Origin of the sequence: Vogesella oryzae, from assembly GCF_902829295.1 — a bacterium.
In the GTDB taxonomy this organism is placed as follows: Bacteria; Pseudomonadota; Gammaproteobacteria; order Burkholderiales; family Chromobacteriaceae; genus Vogesella; species Vogesella oryzae.
The window spans coordinates 24984-45292 of record NZ_CADEPL010000009.1; the positions used below are offsets into that span (position 1 = coordinate 24984).

At 62.0% G+C, this 20309-nt stretch carries 19 protein-coding genes; 17 read left to right on the forward strand and 2 right to left on the reverse strand.

What is annotated here, in order from left to right; all coding sequences use genetic code 11:
- From mraY to lpxC, 10 genes are all read left to right on the forward strand, one after another.
- Positions 1 to 1083, forward strand: coding sequence for a phospho-N-acetylmuramoyl-pentapeptide-transferase (mraY, locus tag HU218_RS03170; RefSeq protein ID WP_425509244.1), 1083 nt, complete (start codon positions 1 to 3; stop codon positions 1081 to 1083).
- Positions 1084 to 1093: 10 nt separating this feature from the next.
- The gene (murD, locus tag HU218_RS03175) at positions 1094 to 2458 is read left to right on the forward strand and encodes a UDP-N-acetylmuramoyl-L-alanine--D-glutamate ligase (protein WP_174873504.1); all 1365 of its coding nucleotides are present in this window, start codon (positions 1094 to 1096) and stop codon (positions 2456 to 2458) included.
- On the forward strand, positions 2458 to 3618 hold the full coding sequence (gene ftsW, locus HU218_RS03180; protein ID WP_174873505.1) for a putative lipid II flippase FtsW: 1161 nt from the start codon (positions 2458 to 2460) through the stop codon (positions 3616 to 3618). Before murD ends, ftsW begins: the two co-directional genes overlap by 1 nt.
- Before the next feature lie 223 nt (positions 3619 to 3841).
- On the forward strand, positions 3842 to 4933 hold the full coding sequence (gene murG, locus HU218_RS03185; protein ID WP_174873506.1) for an undecaprenyldiphospho-muramoylpentapeptide beta-N-acetylglucosaminyltransferase: 1092 nt from the start codon (positions 3842 to 3844) through the stop codon (positions 4931 to 4933).
- 38 nt (positions 4934 to 4971) lie between these two features.
- The gene (gene murC, locus HU218_RS03190) at positions 4972 to 6366 is read left to right on the forward strand and encodes a UDP-N-acetylmuramate--L-alanine ligase (protein WP_174873507.1); all 1395 of its coding nucleotides are present in this window, start codon (positions 4972 to 4974) and stop codon (positions 6364 to 6366) included.
- A gap of 51 nt (positions 6367 to 6417) precedes the next feature.
- Positions 6418 to 7329 carry a D-alanine--D-alanine ligase gene (locus HU218_RS03195; RefSeq protein WP_174873508.1) on the forward strand — a complete coding sequence of 304 codons (912 nt, stop codon included), beginning with the start codon at positions 6418 to 6420 and terminating at the stop codon, positions 7327 to 7329.
- Entirely contained in the window at positions 7319 to 8047 is a 729-nt protein-coding gene (locus HU218_RS03200) for a cell division protein FtsQ/DivIB (RefSeq protein ID WP_174873509.1), read from the forward strand. The genes HU218_RS03195 and HU218_RS03200 overlap by 11 nt, the downstream gene beginning before the upstream one ends.
- 41 nt (positions 8048 to 8088) lie before the next feature.
- Complete coding sequence (ftsA, locus tag HU218_RS03205) at positions 8089 to 9300, forward strand: cell division protein FtsA (RefSeq protein ID WP_217450702.1); 1212 nt, start codon at positions 8089 to 8091, stop codon at positions 9298 to 9300.
- 52 nt (positions 9301 to 9352) lie between these two features.
- Positions 9353 to 10537 carry a cell division protein FtsZ gene (gene ftsZ / locus HU218_RS03210; protein ID WP_174873511.1) on the forward strand — a complete coding sequence of 395 codons (1185 nt, stop codon included), beginning with the start codon at positions 9353 to 9355 and terminating at the stop codon, positions 10535 to 10537.
- 97 nt (positions 10538 to 10634) lie between these two features.
- Entirely contained in the window at positions 10635 to 11546 is a 912-nt protein-coding gene (gene lpxC, locus HU218_RS03215) for a UDP-3-O-acyl-N-acetylglucosamine deacetylase (RefSeq protein WP_174873581.1), read from the forward strand.
- Here lpxC and HU218_RS03220 read toward each other — a convergent pair.
- Together HU218_RS03220 and HU218_RS03225 are read right to left on the reverse strand one after the other, a co-directional pair.
- Entirely contained in the window at positions 11461 to 12183 is a 723-nt protein-coding gene (locus HU218_RS03220) for a CNP1-like family protein (protein WP_174873512.1), read from the reverse strand. The two genes, lpxC and HU218_RS03220, sit on opposite strands and share 86 nt — an antisense overlap.
- Positions 12184 to 12185: 2 nt before the next feature.
- Positions 12186 to 12953: an NRDE family protein gene (locus tag HU218_RS03225; protein WP_174873513.1), complete on the reverse strand. Its 768-nt coding sequence runs from the start codon at positions 12951 to 12953 to the stop codon at positions 12186 to 12188.
- A 73-nt stretch (positions 12954 to 13026) separates the two neighbouring features.
- Between HU218_RS03225 and HU218_RS03230 the strand changes: the two genes are divergently transcribed.
- The 7 genes from HU218_RS03230 (at position 13027) to oppF (ending at position 20226) form a co-directional block, all read left to right on the forward strand.
- Positions 13027 to 13257, forward strand: coding sequence for a sulfurtransferase TusA family protein (locus HU218_RS03230; RefSeq protein WP_174873514.1), 231 nt, complete (start codon positions 13027 to 13029; stop codon positions 13255 to 13257).
- A gap of 47 nt (positions 13258 to 13304) precedes the next feature.
- Entirely contained in the window at positions 13305 to 14339 is a 1035-nt protein-coding gene (gene pyrC, locus HU218_RS03235) for a dihydroorotase (RefSeq protein WP_217450703.1), read from the forward strand.
- 236 nt (positions 14340 to 14575) lie between these two features.
- Positions 14576 to 16180, forward strand: coding sequence for a peptide ABC transporter substrate-binding protein (locus tag HU218_RS03240; RefSeq protein ID WP_246210710.1), 1605 nt, complete (start codon positions 14576 to 14578; stop codon positions 16178 to 16180).
- Between the two features lie 202 nt (positions 16181 to 16382).
- Positions 16383 to 17303 carry an oligopeptide ABC transporter permease OppB gene (gene oppB, locus HU218_RS03245; RefSeq protein WP_174873517.1) on the forward strand — a complete coding sequence of 307 codons (921 nt, stop codon included), beginning with the start codon at positions 16383 to 16385 and terminating at the stop codon, positions 17301 to 17303.
- Positions 17304 to 17323: 20 nt separating this feature from the next.
- Positions 17324 to 18238 carry an ABC transporter permease subunit gene (locus HU218_RS03250; RefSeq protein ID WP_174873518.1) on the forward strand — a complete coding sequence of 305 codons (915 nt, stop codon included), beginning with the start codon at positions 17324 to 17326 and terminating at the stop codon, positions 18236 to 18238.
- A 10-nt stretch (positions 18239 to 18248) separates the two neighbouring features.
- Positions 18249 to 19247: an oligopeptide/dipeptide ABC transporter ATP-binding protein gene (locus tag HU218_RS03255; protein WP_174873519.1), complete on the forward strand. Its 999-nt coding sequence runs from the start codon at positions 18249 to 18251 to the stop codon at positions 19245 to 19247.
- On the forward strand, positions 19240 to 20226 hold the full coding sequence (gene oppF / locus HU218_RS03260) for a murein tripeptide/oligopeptide ABC transporter ATP binding protein OppF (protein ID WP_174873520.1): 987 nt from the start codon (positions 19240 to 19242) through the stop codon (positions 20224 to 20226). The genes HU218_RS03255 and oppF overlap by 8 nt, the downstream gene beginning before the upstream one ends.
- Positions 20227 to 20309: the final 83 nt, after the last annotated feature.

The following is a 20309-nucleotide window of genomic DNA, read 5'->3' on the forward strand; positions in this document are numbered from 1 at the left end:
CTGCTACTGCTGGCCGATCTGCTGCGCGAACACATTCGCGCCTTCAATGTACTGAACTACGTCACCCTGCGCGCGGTGATGGCGGCGCTGACCTCGCTGGCCATTTCGCTGTGGATGGGGCCGTGGGTGATTGCCAAACTGACCGAACTGAAAGTCGGCCAGGCAGTACGCAAGGATGGTCCGCAGACCCATCTGGTCAAAACCGGCACCCCGACCATGGGCGGTACGCTGATCCTGCTGGCGATGACGGTGACCACTCTGCTGTGGGCCGACCTGTCGAACCTGTATGTATGGATTCTGCTGCTGGTAACGCTGGGTACCGGCGCACTGGGTTTCTACGATGACTGGCGCAAGGTGGTGTACAAGGACCCGAAAGGCGTCTCCGCCCGCTTCAAGATGATCTGGCAGTCCACCATTGCCATTGCCGCCGGCGTGTTCCTGCTTACCACCGCCAAGCTGCCGGCCTCTACCGAATTCATCGTGCCGTTCTTCAAGAACATCGTCTATCCGCTGGGCGGCATCGGTTTCTGCGTGCTGACCTATTTCGTGATCGTCGGCACTTCCAATTCGGTGAACCTTACCGATGGCCTGGATGGTCTGGCGGCGCTGCCGGTGGTGCTGGTGGCCGCCGGCCTGTCGATCTTCGCCTACGTGGCCGGTCACGCCGTGTTCTCCAAGTATCTGGGCATGCCGTTTGTACCCGGTGCGCACGAGGTGGTGGTGTTCTGTGCCGCCATCTGCGGTGCCTGCCTCGGCTTCCTGTGGTTCAACGCCTATCCGGCGCAAGTATTCATGGGTGACGTCGGCGCGCTGGCACTGGGCGCCGCACTGGGTACCGTGGCAGTGATCGTGCGCCAGGAAATCGTGCTGCTGATCATGGGCGGCCTGTTCGTGATGGAAGCCCTGTCGGTGATGATCCAAGTGGGTTCGTTCAAGCTCACCGGCAAGCGCGTGTTCCGCATGGCGCCGCTGCATCACCACTACGAGCTGAAGGGCTGGAAGGAAACCCAAGTGGTGGTGCGCTTCTGGATCGTGACCATGATGCTGGTGCTGGCCGGTCTGGCCACCCTGAAACTGCGTTAAGGACTACGTGATGCGCTTCGATAACCGCCACATCATCGTCATCGGCCTCGGCGACACCGGCGTTTCCGCCGCGCGCTGGCTGCTGGCGCATGGCGCGCGCGTCACCATCGCCGACAGCCGCGACAACCCGGCCAATGCGGCCAACGTGGCCGCCGAGCTGGGCGTGGCCCTGCGCCTGGGCGCGTTCAGCGACGCCACTTTCGCCGACGCCGACCTGCTGATGGTGAGCCCGGGCGTCAGCTGCCGTACACCGGCCATTGCCGCCTTTGCTGCCCGCGGTGGCGAGGTGGTGGGCGATGTCGAGCTGTTCTGCCGTGCCATCGCCGGCAATGGCAGCAAGGTCATCGCCATTACCGGTTCCAATGGCAAGAGCACGGTGACCAGCCTTGTTGGCCACCTGTGCGAGGCCGCCGGGCTGGATACCGTGGTGTGCGGCAACATCGGTCTGCCGGTATTGACCGCGCTGGCCGAGCGCGAAGCCAGCGGCAAGCAGCCGGACGTGTACGTGATCGAGCTGTCCAGCTTCCAGCTGGACACCACCAGCAGCCTGCGCGCCGATGCCGCCACGGTGCTGAATATTTCCGAAGACCATCTGGATCGCTACAACGATCTGCTGGATTACGCGCATAGCAAGACCGCCATCTTTGCCGGTGCCGGCGTGCAGGTGCTGAACCGCGACGATGTGTTCTGCCGCGCCATGGTGCGCCCGGGCCGGCCGCTGCGCTGGTTCTCGCTGCGCGAGCAGACCGATTACGCTCTGCAACAGACGGATGGCCGCTACCTGCTTACTATCGCCGGCCAGCCGGTTTTCGACTGCGCCGATATGCCGTTGCAGGGGCTGCACAATGCGGCCAACGCCCTGGCGGCGCTGGCACTGGTAGAGGCGATCGGTGTCGATCGCGCGTTGCTGTTGCCGGCGCTGCAGACCTTCCGTGGCCTCGCGCATCGCGTGGAGTTCGTCGCCGAGTTCGGCGGTGTGATGTTTATCGACGATTCCAAGGGCACCAATGTCGGCGCTACCGAGGCCGCGCTGAACGGCATGACCCGCAAGGTGGTGCTGATCGCCGGCGGTGATGGCAAGGGGCAGGATTTTGCGCCGCTGGCAGCCGCCTGCGCCCGCATTGCCCGTGCCGTGGTGCTGATCGGTCGCGATGCGCCGGCCATCCGCGCCGCGCTGGCCGCCAGCGGTGTTGCGTTGACCGACTGCGCCACGCTGGAAGACGCCACCCGCACCGCCGCCAAACTGGCACAAGCCGGTGACGTGGTGCTGCTGTCGCCGGCTTGCGCCAGTCTGGACATGTTCAAGAACTACGCGCATCGCGCCCAGGTGTTCATCGATACCGTGGCGGCGATCCGGGCCGAGGGGGCGTACTGATGGTCAGCCTCGGGCAGCGTTCATCGGTCACCGCCATCACCGTGCTCGACGAAGCACTGATGTGGGCGATTGCGCTGCTGCTGTCGATCAGCCTGGTAATGGTGTATTCGGCATCGATTGCCTATGCCGAGGCCGATCCGGCCACCAACAACCGCTACTTCTACCTGCAGCGCCACATGATCTTCATGACCATTGGCCTGGTGGGTGCCTGGGTGACCTTCCAGGTGCCGACCCGACTCTGGCAGCAGTATGCGGGCAAGTTTTTCCTGCTGGCGGGTTTCATGTTGCTGCTGGTGCTGATTCCGGGCATCGGCAAGGTGGTGAACGGTTCGCGGCGCTGGATCAACCTGCTGGTGCTGAACCTGCAGCCATCGGAAGTGATGAAGTTGGCCGCGGCGATTTACGCCGCCGATTACACGGTACGCAAGGCGGCCAAGCTGCACAGCTTCCGCCAGGGGTTTTTGCCAATTCTGGTGGCCATCGTGTTTGTGGCCATGCTGTTGCTGCTGGAGCCGGACTTCGGCGCGCTGATGGTGGTGATGAGCATCACCATGGGCATCGTGTTTCTGGGCGGCATCAACCTGCGTATTTTCGCCGGTCTGGCGGCGATGGCGGTGGTGGCGATCGCGTTGTTGATCATTACCTCGCCGTACCGGCTGAAGCGGGTGCTGGGCTTCCTCGATCCGTGGGATGACCCGTACGGCAAGGGCTATCAGCTTAGCCACTCGCTGATCGCTATCGGTCGCGGCGAATGGTGGGGCGTGGGGCTGGGCGGCAGCGTGGAAAAACTGTTCTACCTGCCGGAAGCGCATACCGACTTCATCATGGCGGTGATTTCGGAAGAGTTCGGTTTTATCGGCATCTGTGTGGTGCTGGGGCTGTATGCCTGGATTGTGCGTCGCGCCTTCCACATCGGCGTGGAAGCAAAGAAGCTGGAGCGTTACTACCAGGCGCTGGTGGCGCAGGGGATCGGCATCTGGCTGGGGATCCAGACCTTCTTTAACGTCGGCGTGAACATGGGTTTGCTGCCGACCAAGGGTCTGACCCTGCCGCTGATGTCGTTCGGTGGTTCGGCGATGCTGTGCAACCTGGCGTCGCTGGCCGTACTGCTGCGCGTGGATTATGAAAACAGGCGCTTGATGCGGGGCTTCAAAGTTTGAAGCACCGCATGGCTCCGCAAGGAGCTCGAGCGCAGCGAGCAGGCGCCTGTTTGCCCGAGCCGTAGGGCGAGTGGAGCGAAGCGTCAGGCGTTGATTTGCCCGCGCGCGTAGCGGCGAAGGAAAAACAGGCAGTGAGGCTCCACGGTTTAACGGAAAACGCTGCGGCCAACGTTGGCCGCAGAGATAGCAACAACGGGCAAGGCCCACGGTAGGGAAAGCAGAGATGGCAAAGCGTACGGTCATGGTGATGGCAGCAGGCACGGGTGGACACATCGTCCCCGGCATCGCCGTGGCGCGCGAGCTGCAAGACCGTGGCTGGAGCGTGGTGTGGGTCGGTACCGAGCGCGGCATGGAAAACAAGCTGGTGCCGCCGGCCGGCTTCCCGCTGGTGCGGCTGCCGTTCCACGGTGTGCGCGGCAAGGGCCTGCTCGGGTCGATCAAGGGCGTGTTGCAGCTGGGGCTAGCTTTCCTGCAGAGCCTGAAACTGATGTTCGAGCACCGTCCGGACGTGATCCTCGGCATGGGCGGTTATGTCTGCCTGCCGACCGGTCTCGCCGGCGCGCTGCTGTGGAAGCCGCTGGTGATGGTGAATGCCGACGCCGGCCTGCTGCTGAGCAATAAGGCGCTGCTGCCGTTTGCCGACCATCTGGCCTGCGGTTTCGACGGCGAAGCCGCCAAATTGCAGAAAGCGGTGGTGACCGGTAACCCGGTACGCGCCGAGATCGAACAGATGATGCCGCCGGCGGAGCGTTTCGCCGGCCGTCAGGGGCCGCTGCGCGTACTGGTGGTGGGCGGCAGTCTGGGCGCCAAGGTGTTGAACGACACCCTGCCGCTGGCACTGGCCGCGATGCCGGCGGACGCGCGTCCGCTGCTGACGCACCAGACCGGCGAGAAGAATTTTGATGCCGTGCAGCAGGCGTATGCCGCTGCCGGGCTGAAGGTTGGCCGCGATGTGACGCTGCTGCCGTTCATCGACAACATGGCGGCGCTGCTGGCCGAATGCGACGTGATCCTGTGCCGGGCCGGCGCGATCACCGTCAGCGAACTGTGTGCCGCCGGCGTGCCGGCGATTCTGGTGCCGCTGGTGGTATCCACCACCTCGCACCAGCGTGATAACGCGGAGTGGATGGCAGCCAATGGCGCGGCGATCCACCTGCCGCAAAAAGAGATGAATCCGCAGCAACTGGCAACCCTGCTGGGCGGTCTTACTCGCCCGCAGCTGCAGCAGATGGCCGAACAGGCGCGCCTGCTGGCCAAACCGGCGGCGGCGGCCAAAGTGGCCGATCTGTGCCAGGCACTGGCGGATAGCGAATAGGACAGGGGCCCGACGGGACCCGAGCAAGAGAAGACACAATGAAACATCGAGTCAAACATATTCACTTTGTCGGCATCGGCGGTGTCGGCATGTGCGGCATTGCCGAGGTGCTGCTGAACCTGGGCTATACCGTGTCCGGTTCCGACATGGCCGACAATGCCGCCACCAAGCGCCTGACCGAGCAGGGTGCGCGCATCCATTTCGGTCACGACGCCACCTATATCCAGGGTGCCGACGTGGTGGTGACCTCCACCGCGGTGAAGGCGGACAACCCGGAAGTGATGGAAGCGCAGGCGCGCCACATCCCGGTGATCCCGCGCGCGATGATGCTGGCCGAGCTGATGCGCTTCAAGCAGGGCATCGCCATTGCCGGCACCCACGGCAAGACCACCACCACCAGCCTGACCGCGTCGGTGCTGGGTGCGGCCAACCTGGACCCGACTTTCGTGATCGGCGGCAAGCTCACCGCGGCCGGCACCAATGCCCGCCTCGGCAGTGGCGAATACCTGGTGGCCGAGGCCGACGAATCCGACGCCTCTTTTCTGCACCTGCAGCCGGTGATGGCGGTGATCACCAATATCGATGCCGACCACATGGACACCTACGAGCACAGCTTCGACAAGCTGAAGCAGGCGTTTATCGATTTTGTGCACCGTTTGCCGTTCTACGGTCGTGCCGTGCTGTGCGTGGACGACGAGCACGTCCGCAGCATCGTGCCGGCGCTGAAAAAGCCGGTCACCACCTACGGTCTGGACGACAGCGCCGACATCTACGCCGAGAACGTGACTGCCGACGCCGGCCGCATGCATTTCGACGTGGTGGTGAAGGCCGAAGGCCTGCGCTTCCCGGTCACCCTGAATATGCCGGGCCGTCACAACGTGCTGAACGCGCTAGCGGCCACCGCCATCGGGCTGGAGTGTGGTGCCGATGTCGCCGCCATCCAGCAGGGTCTGGCCGAGTTTGCCGGTGTCGGCCGCCGCTTCCAGCGCTACGGCGAGGTGCCGGCCAAGGATGGCGGCAGCTACACCCTGATCGACGATTACGGCCATCACCCGGTGGAAATGGCGGCCACGTTGGCCGCGGTACGCGGCGCGTTTCCGGAGAAGCGTCTGGTGCTGGCGTTCCAGCCGCACCGTTACAGTCGCACCCGCGACCTGTTCGAAGATTTCGTGAAAGTACTGTCCACCGTGGACGCGCTGCTGCTGGCCGAGGTGTATGCCGCCGGTGAAGCGCCGATCGTTGCTGCCGATGGCCGCGCGCTGGCGCGGGCGGTACGCGTCGGCGGCAAGGTGGAGCCGCTGTTTGTCGAGCAGATTGCCGACATGCAGCAGACCATCAGCGATATCGCCCGCGATGGCGACGTGGTGATCACCATGGGCGCCGGTTCCATCGGCGGCATTCCAGCCAAGCTGGTTGCCGCCGCCAGGGCCTGACATAGAGACAAGGTTGGCCGCATGCATCACATGCGGCAGCAAGGAAGCAAGATGAAGCAGTTCGGCAAGGTAGCAGTAGTAATGGGTGGCAACTCGGCAGAGCGCGAAGTGTCGCTGATGAGCGGCGGCGGCGTGCTGGCCGCGTTGCAGAGCCAGGGCGTGGATGCGCATGCCTTCGATCCGGCGGAAAAACCGTTGGCCGCACTGAAGGAAGAGGGCTTTGTCCGCGTGTTCAACATCCTGCATGGCCCGTTTGGCGAGGATGGCACGCTGCAGGGCGCGCTGGAAGCGATGGGCATGCCGTACACCGGTTGCGGCGTACTGGCCTCGGCGATCTGCATGGACAAGTGGCGTACCAAGTTGCTGTGGAAGGGCGCCGGTTTGCCGATCCCGGCCTTCGAGCTGCTGAACGACAACAGCGATTTCGCTGCCATCGAACAACAGCTGGGCCTGCCGATTTTCGTGAAGCCGTCCACCGAGGGCTCCAGCATCGGCGTGACCAAGGTGAAAAATCCGGGCGAGCTGAAAGCCGCCTACGAGGAAGCCCGCAAGTACGACAGCATCGTGATCGCCGAGCAGTTCATCGGCGGCGGCGAGTACACCTGCGCGGTGATCGATGACAAGGCCTACCCGACCATCAAGATCGAGCCGGCTACCGAGTTCTACGACTACCAGGCCAAGTACTTCCGCGACGATACCGTGTACCGCTGCCCGTCCGGGCTGGCGCAGGAAACCGAGCAGCGTGCACGCGAGCTGGCGCTGCAGGCGTTCCGCGTGCTGGGTTGCCGTGGCTGGGCGCGGGTGGATTTCCTGATGGACGAGCAGGGTGGCATCTACCTGCTGGAAGTGAATACCAACCCGGGCATGACCAGCCACAGCCTGGTGCCGATGGCGGCGCGTGCCGAGGGGCTGTCCTACGAGGAGCTGTGCGTAAAGGTGCTGGCGGCAGCTCATGTGGGATAACCATGCCGTATTGCGGGCAGTAGCCAATCTGCTGCTGACCGCGTCGTTATTGATGTTGTTGTATGCCGGGGGCTTCTGGCTGACGCACTCGCCACTGTTCCCGGTGAAGCGGATCCACATCGGTGGAGAAGTGAACAAGGTAACGCCGGTGCAGTTGAAGTACATCGCGCAGAACGAGCTGACCGGCACGTTTTTCACGCTGGACATCGACAAGACCCGGGCCGCGTTCGAAAAGCTGCCATGGGTGAGCAAGGTGCAGGTAAGGCGCACCTGGCCGGACCGGCTGGATATCACGGTCGGCGAGCATGTGGCGCTGGCGCGGTGGGGAGACTCCGGTCTGATCAGCACCGAAGGGCGCTGGTTCGATGCCGCCAGCGACCAGCCGCTACCGGTGCTGTTCGGGCCGGCAGCGAGCGAGAAGGAAATGGTGAAGATGCTGCAGGCCGCAAGGCAGCAGCTGATGCCGGTACACCTCCAGCCAGCCCGGTTGTGGCTGTCGGAACGGGAGGCGTGGCGGATGGAACTGGATAACGGGATCACGCTGGAACTGGGTAGCGGCCCGGTCATGGAAAGGTTGGCGCGCTTCGTGCTGCACTGGCCGAAAAGCCTAGCCACGCTGCCCTACTACATCACGTATGTGGATATGCGTTACCCCAATGGATTCGCCGTGCGGATGCCTGATTACAAGGCACCGCCGGTGGCAGGAAAGAAGCTTTGAGCTTGGAGCGACAGGTGAGCAAACCTAAGGAAAGCAAGAACATGCTGGTCGGCCTGGACATCGGCACCTCGAAGATCGTGGCGATCGTTGCCGAGGTGCTGGAAGAAGGCCAGATCAATATCGTCGGCATGGGCCAGGTGCCTTCGCGCGGCCTGAAGCGCGGCATGGTGGTGAATATCGAATCCACCGTGCAGGCGATCCAGCGCGCGCTGGAAGAGGCCGAGCTGATGGCCGACTGCAAGATCAACGAGGTGTTTACCGGAATCGCCGGCAGCCACATCAAGAGCGTCAACTCGCACGGCATGGTGGCGATCAAGGATCGCGAAGTCACCCAGATGGATATCGACCGCGTGATCGAAACCGCGCGTGCGGTGTCGATTCCGCCGGATCATCAGGTGCTGCACATCCTGACCCAGGAATACAGCATCGACGGCCAGGAAGGCGTGCGCGAGCCGCTGGGCATGAGCGGTGTGCGGCTGGAGGCCAAGGTGCATATCGTTACTGGCGCGGTATCCGCGGCGCAGAACGTGGCCAAGTGCGTGCGTCGCTGCGGGCTGGAAGTGTCCGACCTGGTACTGCAGCCGATGGCGTCGGCCAACGCGGTGCTGTCGGAAGACGAGAAAGAACTGGGCGTGTGCCTGATCGATATCGGTGGCGGTACCACCGATATCGCGGTGTATGCCAACGGCGCCATCCGCCATACCGCGGTGATTCCGATTGCCGGTGACCAGATCACCAACGACATCGCCATGGCGTTGCGCACCCCGACCAAAGAGGCCGAGGACATCAAGATCCAGCATGGCGTGTCGCTGGTGGGCCTGGCCGATCCGTCGCAGATGATCGAGGTGCCGGGCGTGGGCGAACGCGGTCCGCGCCAGATGTCGCGCGCCACCCTGGCCGAAGTGATCGAGCCGCGGGTGGAAGAGTTGTTCCAGCTGGTGCAGCAGGAGCTGCGCCGTAGTGGCTTCGAGGAAGTGTTGTCCTCGGGCATGGTTTTGACCGGTGGTGCCAGCCTGATGCCGGGCATGGTGGAACTGGCCGAAGAAGTGTTCCACATGCCGGTACGCATTGGCGTGCCCAAGTATGTGGGTGGCCTGTCGGAAGTAGTGAAGAATCCGCGCTTTTCTACCGGCGTGGGTCTGCTGCTGTACGGCAAGGACCAGATGCAGCCCCGTATCGGCCACAAGTCTGACGCCGCCGGTGTAGGGCAGATGTTCCAGAAGATGAAGGCGTGGTTCGCCGGCAACTTCTAAGTAGGTAAGCGATTCGTCCGTCAACAGCTCATCTTTTTACAGGAGAGGAAAAATGAGCGGCATGGTATTCGAAGTAATGCAAGAAACTGCCAATGCGGCAGTGATCAAGGTGATCGGTGTCGGCGGTGGCGGCTGCAACGCTATCGACAACATGATCGACAGCAAGGTGGCCGGCGTGGAATTCATCTGTGCCAACACCGATGCACAGGCCCTGCAACGCAACAAGGCGGGCCTGAAACTGCAACTGGGCAATAATCTGACCCGTGGTCTGGGTGCCGGTGCCAATCCGGAGGTTGGCCGCAGTGCCGCGCTGGAAGACCGCGAGCGCATCGCCGAGATGCTGCGCGGTGCCAACATGGTATTCGTGACTGCCGGCATGGGTGGCGGTACCGGTACCGGCGCCGCGCCGGTGGTGGCCGAAGTGGCCAAGGAACTGGGCATCCTGACCGTGGGCGTGGTTACCCGTCCGTTCGAGCACGAAGGCCGCCGCCTGCGCGTAGCCGGTGATGGTATCGACCTGCTGAAAAAGCATGTCGACTCGCTGATCGTGATCCCGAACGAAAAGCTGATGGCGGTGCTGGGTGAGGATGTCACCATGCGTGAAGCCTTCCGCGCTGCCGACGATGTGCTGAAGGGCGCCGTGGCCGGTATCTCGGAAGTGATCACCTGCCCGGGTCTGATCAACGTCGACTTTGCCGACGTGCGCGCGGTAATGGGCGAAATGGGCCTGGCAATGATGGGTTCCGCCTACGCGGCCGGTATCGATCGTGCCCGCGTGGCTGCCGAGCAGGCCGTGGCCAGCCCGCTGCTGGACAACATCACGCTGGAAGGCGCCCGCGGCGTGCTGGTGAACATTTCCACCGCACCTGGCTGCCTGAAGATGAGCGAATACCGCGAAATCATGAGCATCATCCGTCAGTATGCCGACGAAGATGCCCAAGTGAAGTTCGGTACCGCCGAAGTGGAAGACATGCCGGAAGACACCATCCGCGTGACGCTGATCGCCACCGGCCTGGGGCAGAAGCCGCAGACTGGCCGCACCGAGCGTCCGGATTACATCAAGGTGCTGAAAACCGGTACCGACAATGTCGCGATGGAAGTGAACTACGCCGACCTGGAAAAGATGCCGGCGATCAGCCGTAGCAATCGCCGTACTCCGGTTGCCGCCGACTTCAGCGATCCGGGCGTTAGCGAGTCCTACGATATTCCGGCGTTCCTGCGCAAACAGGCTGACTGATAGCCTTGGCTTATTGATTGCGGCAGATGAATCAATCAGGGCCGAAAATGCCCTGTGATAAAATTGCCGTCATCAAACAAGTCAGGGACGCATCATGATCCTGCAGCGCACGCTGAAACAGACGATCAGCGCAACCGGCGTTGGTCTGCATTCCGGCGAGCGGGTGAAACTCACCCTGCACCCGGCTGCGCCCGATACCGGTATCGTCTTTCGCCGCACCGACCTGCCCGAGCCGGTCGAGGTGGCGGCACAACCGTCGCTCGTGAACGACACGCGCCTCTCCTCGACGCTGGTGACTGACACCGGCGTGCGTGTCGGCACGATCGAGCATCTGATGTCGGCTTTTGCAGGGCTGGGTATCGATAACGTGGTTGTGGATGTAACGGCGGCAGAGATTCCCATCATGGATGGCTCTGCCGCTCCGTTCATCTTTCTGTTGCAGACGGCTGGCATCGAGGAACAGGCCAGACCGAAAAAATTCATCCGGGTGAAGCAGCCGGTGGAGGTGGTGGAAGGTGACAAGTGGGTGAAGCTAGTGCCACACGAGGGCTTCAGCGTCGAACTGTCCATCGAATTCAACCATCCGGCATTCAACCGCGCACCGCAGACGGTGCACATCGATTTCGCGTCGCGTTCGTATATCGACGAGATCAGTCGCGCACGTACCTTCGGCTTTATGCACGAAGTGGAGTACATGCGTCAGCATGGTCTGGGACGTGGCGGTAATCTCAATAACGCCATCGTGATCGATGACGAGTACGTACTGAATCCGGAAGGGCTGCGCTTTCCGGACGAATTCGTGCGCCACAAGATTCTGGATGCCATCGGCGACTTGTACATCGTTGGCCACCCGCTGATTGCCGCATTCAGCGGCCACAAGTCCGGCCATGCACTGAATAACAAGCTGTTGCGGGTATTGCTGGCTACGCCGGATGCCTGGGAGTTTGTTTCTTTCTCCCAGACCGACGAGGTGCCGTCGAGCTTCCATCGCCTGCCGGAAGTGATCTGATATTAACTGTTGGCCGCAAAGAAAAAGCCGCGATAAGGATCGCGGCTTTTGTGCTTACAGGCGGGAGGTACAGCTTGCGCTCTTTTTCCCGTTGCGGTGTACGGTCGATGTTGCCCGCTTTGTTCAGATTAAGACGGAGTTCCTCCAGCGTGGGGGGGGTCCAGCCCTTAGGACACATATCTTCCATCAGCTCGCGTCTTATCCAGTCATTAGCGGCAATACCGCGCCAGTCGCTATTTTGTGCTTCTATCCAGCGCTTGTTGACCGTATCGCCATAAGCGTAACTACGCAGTTGACGCTTGATGCAGTAAAGGCCTTCCCGGCTGATGTTCTCGATGCCGCTACTGCTTAGCTGGCGCAAGGTGTACCGAATTACTTCGTCTTCGCCCAGTTGCAGATCTGAGATGTCGACAAATACCTTGGGGCGTACACTGGCGGGCATCGGCAGTTCCAGCCATTGCGGGGCAGTCGCGTATGGAGGCAGAGTCTGCGATTTTTCCTGCCAGACAAAATCCTCGGTATATGGGTTGACTGGCAGCTTGCGCGGGCGGTCTTTGCCTGACAGGTCGGCATGGGCGAGGTTGGCCGCAAGCAGTAGCGCCAGCGCAAAGGGAAGTTGTTGCAAGAGTCGTTTCAAAATTATGTCCTGGGTTGTCCAATGCGCAGCTGGTAACGGCGGCGACCGGTTTCGCGACCGCCCATGCCCCAGCTGATTTCGGAAAAGCCGACATCGCCACGGGCATTGACGGTCAGCAGGGAAGAGGCGCGTGTACCGTAGTCACGGCCTACGATAAATACAGGGGACAGCATTTTTTCCTGCGCCAGACCGACGCCGGTATTGGGAAGTTCCGCCACGTTGGCCGCAGTGCTGTCGCACAGCCAGGGCAGCACTTCTGCCTCTTGCGGCGGACGGCGCAGCGTACCCATGCGTTCGCGCAGACGTTCGCACTTGAACCACGGGGTATCCATGTCGGCATTGGCCAGCAGATGGATGCCGGGACTGACGCGGTTCAGCATGCCGGTGCGGCTGTTGAAGTGCAGCAGGTCATTGCTGGGACCGAACAGCAGATTGAACGGGCCGAATTCGTGGCGGTGCTCACGCAGCCAGGCGGCAAACGCCAGCGGTTCCTCGTTGCCGGAAACAAAGCGCTGCACCAGTTCGCCACGCGAACGCGGAGCCATCTGCGGCCGGCCGTCGCGGATATGCGTGACGGCGGCCAACCTGCCGCGGGTGTCGATCGCCAGCCAGCTGCCGCCGGCCTGCAGATCGCGTCCACCCAGCGTTTGCGGCGCATCCTGCCAGTAATCCAGTGCGGCACTGGGGCGGCGGTAGTACTCGTCGCGGTTGGCGAGCAGTACCAGCGGGCCGAGCGCCGGCGTCTTGTAAGCCAGGGCAATCACACACATGGTTGGGGTTTTGCGTCCAAGCTCATTTAAAATGACCGCTTTATTGTAGCGACTATGCGTGCAGGGAGCGACTATGCAACCAGATCAACAGCTGGACCTCTCCGGGCTGAATTGCCCATTACCGATTCTGCGCTCCAAGAAGGCGCTGGCCACCATGGAGAGCGGCCAGGTGTTGTCGGTGCTGGCGACCGACCCTGGTGCGCCCAAGGATTTCGAGGCCTTCTGCCGGCAGACCGGTAACGCGCTGCTGGAGTCGTCCGTTACCGCAGAAGGCAAGTTTTTGCTCGTTGTCCGCCGTAAATAGCCGTTGCGGCCAACGTTTACCGGCTTTACCGCTTACCCGAGAGACCAATCATGAAATTGACCATTACCCGCCCGGATGACTGGCACCTGCACCTGCGCGATGGCATTGCCATGCAGGCGGTGCTGCCGGATACCTGCCGCCAGATGGGGCGCGCCATCGTGATGCCCAACCTCAAGCCGCCGGTGACCACGGTGGAAGCCGCCGCCGCCTACCGCGAGCGCATCCTGGCCGCGCGGCCGGCTGGCAGTCAGTTTGAGCCGCTGATGACGCTGTATCTGACCGAAACCACCACCGCAGAAGAAGTGCGCAAGGCCAAGGCCAGCGGTTTCGTGCATGGCATCAAGCTGTATCCGGCTGGCGCGACCACCAACTCCGATGCCGGTGTGCGCGATGTTGCCAATGCCATGGTGGCACTGGAGGCCATGGCGGAAGTCGGCATGCCACTGCTGGTACATGGCGAAGTGACCGATCCGAACGTGGATGTGTTCGATCGCGAGGCGGTGTTCATCGACACCGTATTCGAGCCGCTATTGCAGCGCCTGCCGCAGCTGCGCGTAGTATTCGAGCACATCACTACCCGCCAGGCTGCCGAGTACGTGGCTGCCGCGCCGGCCAACGTGGCGGCCACCATTACCGCCCATCACCTGCTGATGAACCGCAATGCGCTGTTTACCGGTGGCATCCGCCCGCACCACTATTGCCTGCCGGTACTGAAGCGCGAGCTGCACCGCGAAGCGTTGCTGGCCGCCGCCACCAGCGGCAGCGACAAATTCTTCCTCGGCACCGATAGTGCGCCGCACGCACGCCACACCAAGGAAAACGCCTGCGGTTGCGCTGGCATGTACACCGCCAATGCCGCTATCGAGCTGTACGCTGAAGCCTTCGAGCAGGCCGGTGCCCTGGACAAGCTGGAGGCGTTCGCCAGCTTTAACGGGCCGGCATTTTATGGTCTGCCACGCAATGCCGATACCATCACTTTGCATAAGGAAAGCTGGCAAGTGCCGGCGGCACTGACCTATGGTGAAGAGGAGCTGGTGCCGTTACGTGCCGGCGAGCATGTGCATTGGCGATGCCAGCCATGAGTCTTTTTCATGGCTTGGCATGAAAATGGCGTTTCTACCACAACCATATGAAGGAAATGCCACGTATTGATGCGGCTGTGGCGTGGTAAGCGCGTTTTGGCTCTTGTGACAGCTATGTCTGCTGTGCATAATGGCCTCGCCTTTACGTACTGTATACACAGATTGTTTTTCAGGACGACCTGCGCTTTTGCAGGTCGTTTCTTGTTCAAGGAGAGCAGGAGAATATGAAAAAAACCATGACATTCAGCGTCGTTGCCGCATCCGTTGCCCTGGCCCTGGCCGCTCCGGTTGCCCTGGCCGCCAAGGTACCGGCCGGTGTCCAGCTGGACGCCAAGCAGGAACTGGTGCGTAACAACGGTTCCGAAGCCGAGTCGCTTGATCCGGCTCTGGCCGAATCGGTTGGCGCCAACAACATCGCCCGCGACCTGTTCGAAGGTCTGACTGCCACCGACGCCGACGGCAAGGTTGTGCCGGGCGTGGCCGAGTCCTGGAAACAGACCGACGCGACGACCTGGGTATTCAAGCTGCGCAAGAACGCCAAGTGGTCCGACGGCACTGCCGTGACTGCTGACGACTTTGTTTACGGTATCCGCCGCTTCCTGGATCCGAAAACCGCTTCCCCGTACGCCACCACCTACGGCATTTTCCTGGTGAATGGCCAGGAAGTCGCCGAAGGCAAGAAGCCGGTGACCGAGGTGGGCGTAAAGGCCATCGACAAGTACACCCTGGAACTGAAGACCCCGTATCCGGTAGCGTTCATGCCGGAGCTGGTGTCCAACACCCAGCTGGGCCCGGCACCGAAGGCCGCCATCGAGAAGTACGGCAAGGACTGGACCAAGCCGGGCAAACTGGTTGGCAACGGTGCTTTCATGCTGAAAGACTGGCTGGTAAACAGCAAGCTGGTGATCGAGAAGAACCAGAACTACTGGGACAAGGCCAACGTACAGCTGACCAAGGTGACCTACCTGCCGGTTGAAGACGGTTTTGCCGACGTGAAACTGTTCCAGTCCGGCGAAAACGACTGGGTATACCAGCTGCCTCCGGGCACCTACGAGAAGTACAAGGCCGAACTGCCGAAAGACATCCGCAATGCGCCGATGCTGGGCCTGCGTTACTACTCCTTCAACGTGAAAGATCCGCTGCTGAAGGACGTGCGCGTGCGCAAGGCACTGTCGATGGTGATCGACCGCGACATCCTGTCCTCCAAGATCACCGCTGACGGCCAGGTTCCGGCTTACAGCGCCATCGTGCGCGGCACTGCCGGCGCCGACGTGACCACCTACGACTGGGCAAAATGGCCGATGGCACAGCGCGTTGCCGAAGCCAAGAAGCTGCTGGCCGCTGCCGGTGTCCAGCCGGGCACCAAGATCAAGTTCACCTACAACACCAGTGAATACCACAAGAAGATGGCGATCTTCGCCGCTTCCGAGTGGAAGTCCAAGCTCGGCCTGAACACCGACATGGAAAACATGGAGTTCAAGGTGCTGCTGAAGAAGCGTCATGACGGTGACTACCAGATCGCCCGTAACGGCTGGGTAGCTGACTACAACGACGCCACTTCCTTCCTGGCACTGATCCAGTGCGGCAACGACCAGAACGACAACGGCAACTGCAACCCGAAGGCAGACGAACTGATCAAACAGGGCAACCTGAGCAAGGATCCGGCCAAGCGCAAGCAGCTGCTGACCCAGGCTACCAAGATGATCATGGACGACTACCCGATGCTGCCGCTGCTGCAGTACACCGTTCCGCGTCTGGTTAAGTCCTACGTTGGTGGCTACTCCACCAAGAACCCGATGGACCGTTACCGCAACAAGGACCTGTACATCATCAAGCACTAAGTGCCTGATGGTAGGCGGGGAGGCTGGTTCTCCCCGTTGTTCAAGGCCGGGCCCCGTATCGCGGGCGCCCGGCTTATAGTTGTTATAAGTGCTGTCGGCGTGTCTGGTTCCGGCTGTCCCCACAAGGGACAGGCGGGTGCAGGGTTTCCTGCTGCACTCTACCGACCGGGCACTCACCCTCCCGACTTGGAGTATTCCCGTTATGTGGTCTTACGCTTTTCGCCGCGTATTGATGACGATCCCCACTTTGCTGCTCGTCATCACTGTCTGTTACCTGATGTTGCACGCCACCCCCGGTGGCCCGTTCGATAGCGAACGCAAGATTTCCGCCGCAGTGCTGGCCAACTTGCAGGCCAAGTACCATCTGGATTTGCCGCTGTGGCAGCAATACCTCTATTACCTGAAGAGCCTGCTGCAGGGTGACCTCGGCGCCTCTTTCCGCTACGCCGACTGGAGCGTGAACGATCTGGTGGCCAATGCGCTGCCGGTATCGCTGGCCATCGGCGGCGGCTCGCTGCTGCTGTCGGTGTTCATCGGTGTTGGCCTCGGCATCATCGCCGCGCTGCGCCAGAACAGCATCGTCGACTATCTGGTGATGCTGATCGGCAACCTGGGTAGCGCCTTCCCGTCCTTCATCATCGGCCCGGTGCTGATCATGATCTTTGCCATCTGGCTGAAAGTATCGCCGGCCGGTGGCTGGAACGACTTCCAGATCAGCTATATGGTGCTGCCGATGGCGCTGCTCACCTTCATCAATATCTCGACCATCGGCCGGGTGATGCGCGGCAGCCTGATCGAAGTGCTGAACTCCAACTTCATCCGTACCGCCAAGGCCAAGGGCCTGCCGATGAGCACCATCGTGTTCCGCCATTCGCTGAAGCCGGCGCTGATGCCGGTGGTGTCGGTACTGGGGCCGTTGGCCATTTCGTCGATTACCTCCGCGGTGGTGACCGAGTCGGTGTTCTCGCTGCCGGGTTTGGGCAAGCTGATCGTCAACGGTGCGGCCAACCGTGACTACACCCTGGTACTGGGTCTGGTGGTGCTGGTGACCGTGGTTGCCGTGGTACTCAACCTGCTGGTCGATCTGGCGTACGCGCTGCTTGACCCGAAAATCCGCTACTGAGCATCGCAAGGAATCCGAACATGTTGAGAAGTAAACAGAAAGCCGCAGCCGAAGCCATTGCGGCCAACGTCAGCGCCTTGCCGGTAGACGGTCGCAGCCCGTGGCGCGATGCGCGCGAGCGTTTCCTGCGTAACAAGGCCGCCGTAGTCAGCCTGGTAATCCTGGCGCTGATTACCCTGGCCTGTATCTTCGGGCCGATGCTGCTGTCGCACAGCTACGAAGACACCGACTGGGAGGCGATGAGCCTGGCCCCGACCATGCTCAACGGCCACTACTTCGGTACCGACGAGCTGGGACGTGACCTCTTGGTGCGTTGCCTGATCGGTGGCCGCATCTCGTTGATGGTGGGCCTCCTGGCCACCATCGCCTCGGTCACCATCGGTATCGTGTGGGGCGCCACTGCCGGCTTCCTCGGCGGCAAGGTGGATACCCTGATGATGCGTATCGTCGACATGATGTACGCCGTGCCCTACCTGCTGATCGCCATCCTGATGGTGACCCTGCTGGGCCGCGAGTTCTACCTGGTGGTGCTGACCATCACCGTGTTCTCGTGGATGGACATGGCACGCGTGGTGCGCGGCCAGACGCTGTCGATCAAATCCAAGGAATACATCGAAGCGGCGCGCGCCATCGGTGTCTCCACCAGCAGCATCATCTTCCGCCATGTGGTGCCGAACCTGCTGGGCATCGTGGTGATCTACACCACCGTCACGGTACCGGGCGTGATCCTGACCGAATCGGTGCTGTCCTTCCTCGGCCTTGGCGTGCAAGAGCCGATGACCAGCTGGGGCGTGCTGATCGAAGACGGCACCGGCGTGATGGAAACCACCCCGTGGATCCTGCTGTTCCCGGCCGCGATGCTGTCCATCACCCTGTACTGCGCCAACTATATCGGCGACGGCATGCGCGACGCGCTGGACCCGAAGGATCGTTGAGGAGCACACCATGAGCCTGTTGCAAGTAAAAAACCTGGGGGTACAGTTCCAGACCCCCGATGGCTACGTGTATGCCGTCAACGGAGTGAACTTCGAGCTGGAAAAAGGCAAGACCCTGGGTATCGTCGGCGAGTCCGGCTCCGGCAAGAGCCAGAGCGTGCTGGCGATGATGGGCCTGCTGGCCAAGAACGGCAAAGCCACCGGCGAAGCGCTGTATAACGGCCAGAACCTGCTGACCATGAGCCCCAAGCAGCTCAACGGCATCCGCGGCGACCGCGTGTCGATGATCTTCCAGGACCCGATGACCTCGCTGAACCCCTACCTGACGGTAGAGCGCCAGATGACCGAGGTACTGCAGCTGCACAAGGGCATGACCCGTCGCGAAGCCAAGAAGCGCGCCATCGAGCTCTTGGAAGCGGTACGCATTCCGGAAGCGGCACGCCGCATCGACATGTACCCGCACGAGTTCTCCGGCGGTATGCGTCAGCGCGTGATGATCGCCATGGCGCTGCTGTGCGAGCCGGAAGTGTTGATCGCCGACGAACCGACCACCGCGCTGGACGTGACCGTGCAGGCGCAGATCCTCAGCCTGCTGAAAGACCTGCAGCGCGATTTCGGCACCGCCATCATCATGATCACCCATGACCTGGGCGTGGTGGCCGGCCTGTGCGAAAACGTGATGGTGATGTATGGCGGCCGCGTGATGGAGTACGGCAAGTCCGACGACCTGTTCTATCACCCGACCCACCCTTACACCATCGGCCTGTTGGGCGCGCTGCCGCGTCTGGATCACGATGGCGACACGCTGGTGAGCATCCCGGGCAACCCGCCGAACATGGCGCACATGCCCAAAGGCTGCCCGTTCTCCGAACGCTGCGCCCACGCCAATGCCCATTGCGCCGAAGTGCTGCCGCTGCTGGAAGCCGCCGGCAACCATTCCTCCGTGCTGCGGGCCTGTCACAAGCCGGTAGCTGAACTGCAGATCATCAAGGAGAAGGCGCATGTCTGAACGCCAGCCCATCCTGTCGGTCCGCGATGTCAAGGTGCACTTCCAGGTGAAGAGCAACAATGCCTGGCCGTGGACTCCGAAGAAAACCCTGAAGGCGGTCGATGGCGTCAGTTTCGACCTGTATGCCGGTGAAACCCTGGGCGTGGTCGGCGAATCCGGCTGCGGCAAGTCCACCCTGGCGCGCGCCATCCTCAACCTGCACCCGGCCAAATCCGGCGAAATCGTGTGGATGGGCCGCGACCTGCGCAAAGGCACGGACAAGGACTGGCTGGCGGTGCGCAAGGACATCCAGATGATCTTCCAGGATCCGCTGGCGTCGCTGAATCCGCGCATGAACATCGGCCAGATCATCGGCGAGCCGCTGCGCGTGCATCGTCCGGAGCTGTCAGGTGCCGAGATCGACAAGCGCGTGCGCGCCATGATGGCCAAAGTCGGCCTGCGCGAGCAGATGATCAACCGCTACCCGCACGAGTTCTCCGGTGGCCAGTGTCAGCGTATCGGCATCGCCCGCGCGCTGATCCTGGAGCCGAAGCTGATCATCTGTGACGAGCCGGTATCGGCACTGGACGTGTCGATCCAGGCGCAGATCATCAACCTGCTGAAGGACCTGCAGCGCGAGATGGGTCTGGCGCTGATCTTCATCGCCCACGATCTGGCGGTGGTGAAGCACATTTCCGACCGCATCCTGGTGATGTACCTGGGCCGCGAGATGGAGCTGGCGGAGAAACACGCGCTGTACGATGCGCCTAGCCACCCGTACACCCGTGCGCTGCTGTCGGCGATTCCGATTCCGGATCCGAAGCTGGAGAAGAACAAGCAGATCCAGATCCTGCAGGGCGACCTGCCCAGCCCGATGAACCCGCCGTCCGGCTGCGTGTTCCGTACCCGCTGCCCGCAGGCGCAGGAACGTTGCGGCAAGGAAGACATCGTGCTGCACGCGGTCAGCGACAAGTCGCAATCGTCCTGCCTGCTGGTGTAAGGCGCTCAAGGTTGGCCGCATGCGGCCTGCTGACAGAAACCCCGCTACGGCGGGGTTTTTTCTTGCCGCTATTCTGGTTGCGG

Excerpts from the sequence above, each read along its gene's own strand:
- murD (WP_174873504.1), top strand. The coding sequence starts at position 1,094 with ATGCGCTTCGATAACCGCCACATCATCGTCATCGGCCTCGGCGACACC.
- ftsW (WP_174873505.1), top strand. The coding sequence starts at position 2,458 with ATGGTCAGCCTCGGGCAGCGTTCATCGGTCACCGCCATCACCGTGCTC.
- murG (WP_174873506.1), top strand. The coding sequence starts at position 3,842 with ATGGCAAAGCGTACGGTCATGGTGATGGCAGCAGGCACGGGTGGACAC.
- murC (WP_174873507.1), top strand. The coding sequence starts at position 4,972 with ATGAAACATCGAGTCAAACATATTCACTTTGTCGGCATCGGCGGTGTC.
- HU218_RS03195 (WP_174873508.1), top strand. The coding sequence starts at position 6,418 with ATGAAGCAGTTCGGCAAGGTAGCAGTAGTAATGGGTGGCAACTCGGCA.
- HU218_RS03200 (WP_174873509.1), top strand. The coding sequence starts at position 7,319 with ATGTGGGATAACCATGCCGTATTGCGGGCAGTAGCCAATCTGCTGCTG.
- ftsA (WP_217450702.1), top strand. The coding sequence starts at position 8,089 with ATGCTGGTCGGCCTGGACATCGGCACCTCGAAGATCGTGGCGATCGTT.
- ftsZ (WP_174873511.1), top strand. The coding sequence starts at position 9,353 with ATGAGCGGCATGGTATTCGAAGTAATGCAAGAAACTGCCAATGCGGCA.
- HU218_RS03225 (WP_174873513.1), bottom strand. The coding sequence starts at position 12,953 with ATGTGTGTGATTGCCCTGGCTTACAAGACGCCGGCGCTCGGCCCGCTG.
- HU218_RS03230 (WP_174873514.1), top strand. The coding sequence starts at position 13,027 with ATGCAACCAGATCAACAGCTGGACCTCTCCGGGCTGAATTGCCCATTA.
- HU218_RS03240 (WP_246210710.1), top strand. The coding sequence starts at position 14,576 with ATGACATTCAGCGTCGTTGCCGCATCCGTTGCCCTGGCCCTGGCCGCT.
- oppB (WP_174873517.1), top strand. The coding sequence starts at position 16,383 with ATGTGGTCTTACGCTTTTCGCCGCGTATTGATGACGATCCCCACTTTG.
- HU218_RS03250 (WP_174873518.1), top strand. The coding sequence starts at position 17,324 with ATGTTGAGAAGTAAACAGAAAGCCGCAGCCGAAGCCATTGCGGCCAAC.
- HU218_RS03255 (WP_174873519.1), top strand. The coding sequence starts at position 18,249 with ATGAGCCTGTTGCAAGTAAAAAACCTGGGGGTACAGTTCCAGACCCCC.
- oppF (WP_174873520.1), top strand. The coding sequence starts at position 19,240 with ATGTCTGAACGCCAGCCCATCCTGTCGGTCCGCGATGTCAAGGTGCAC.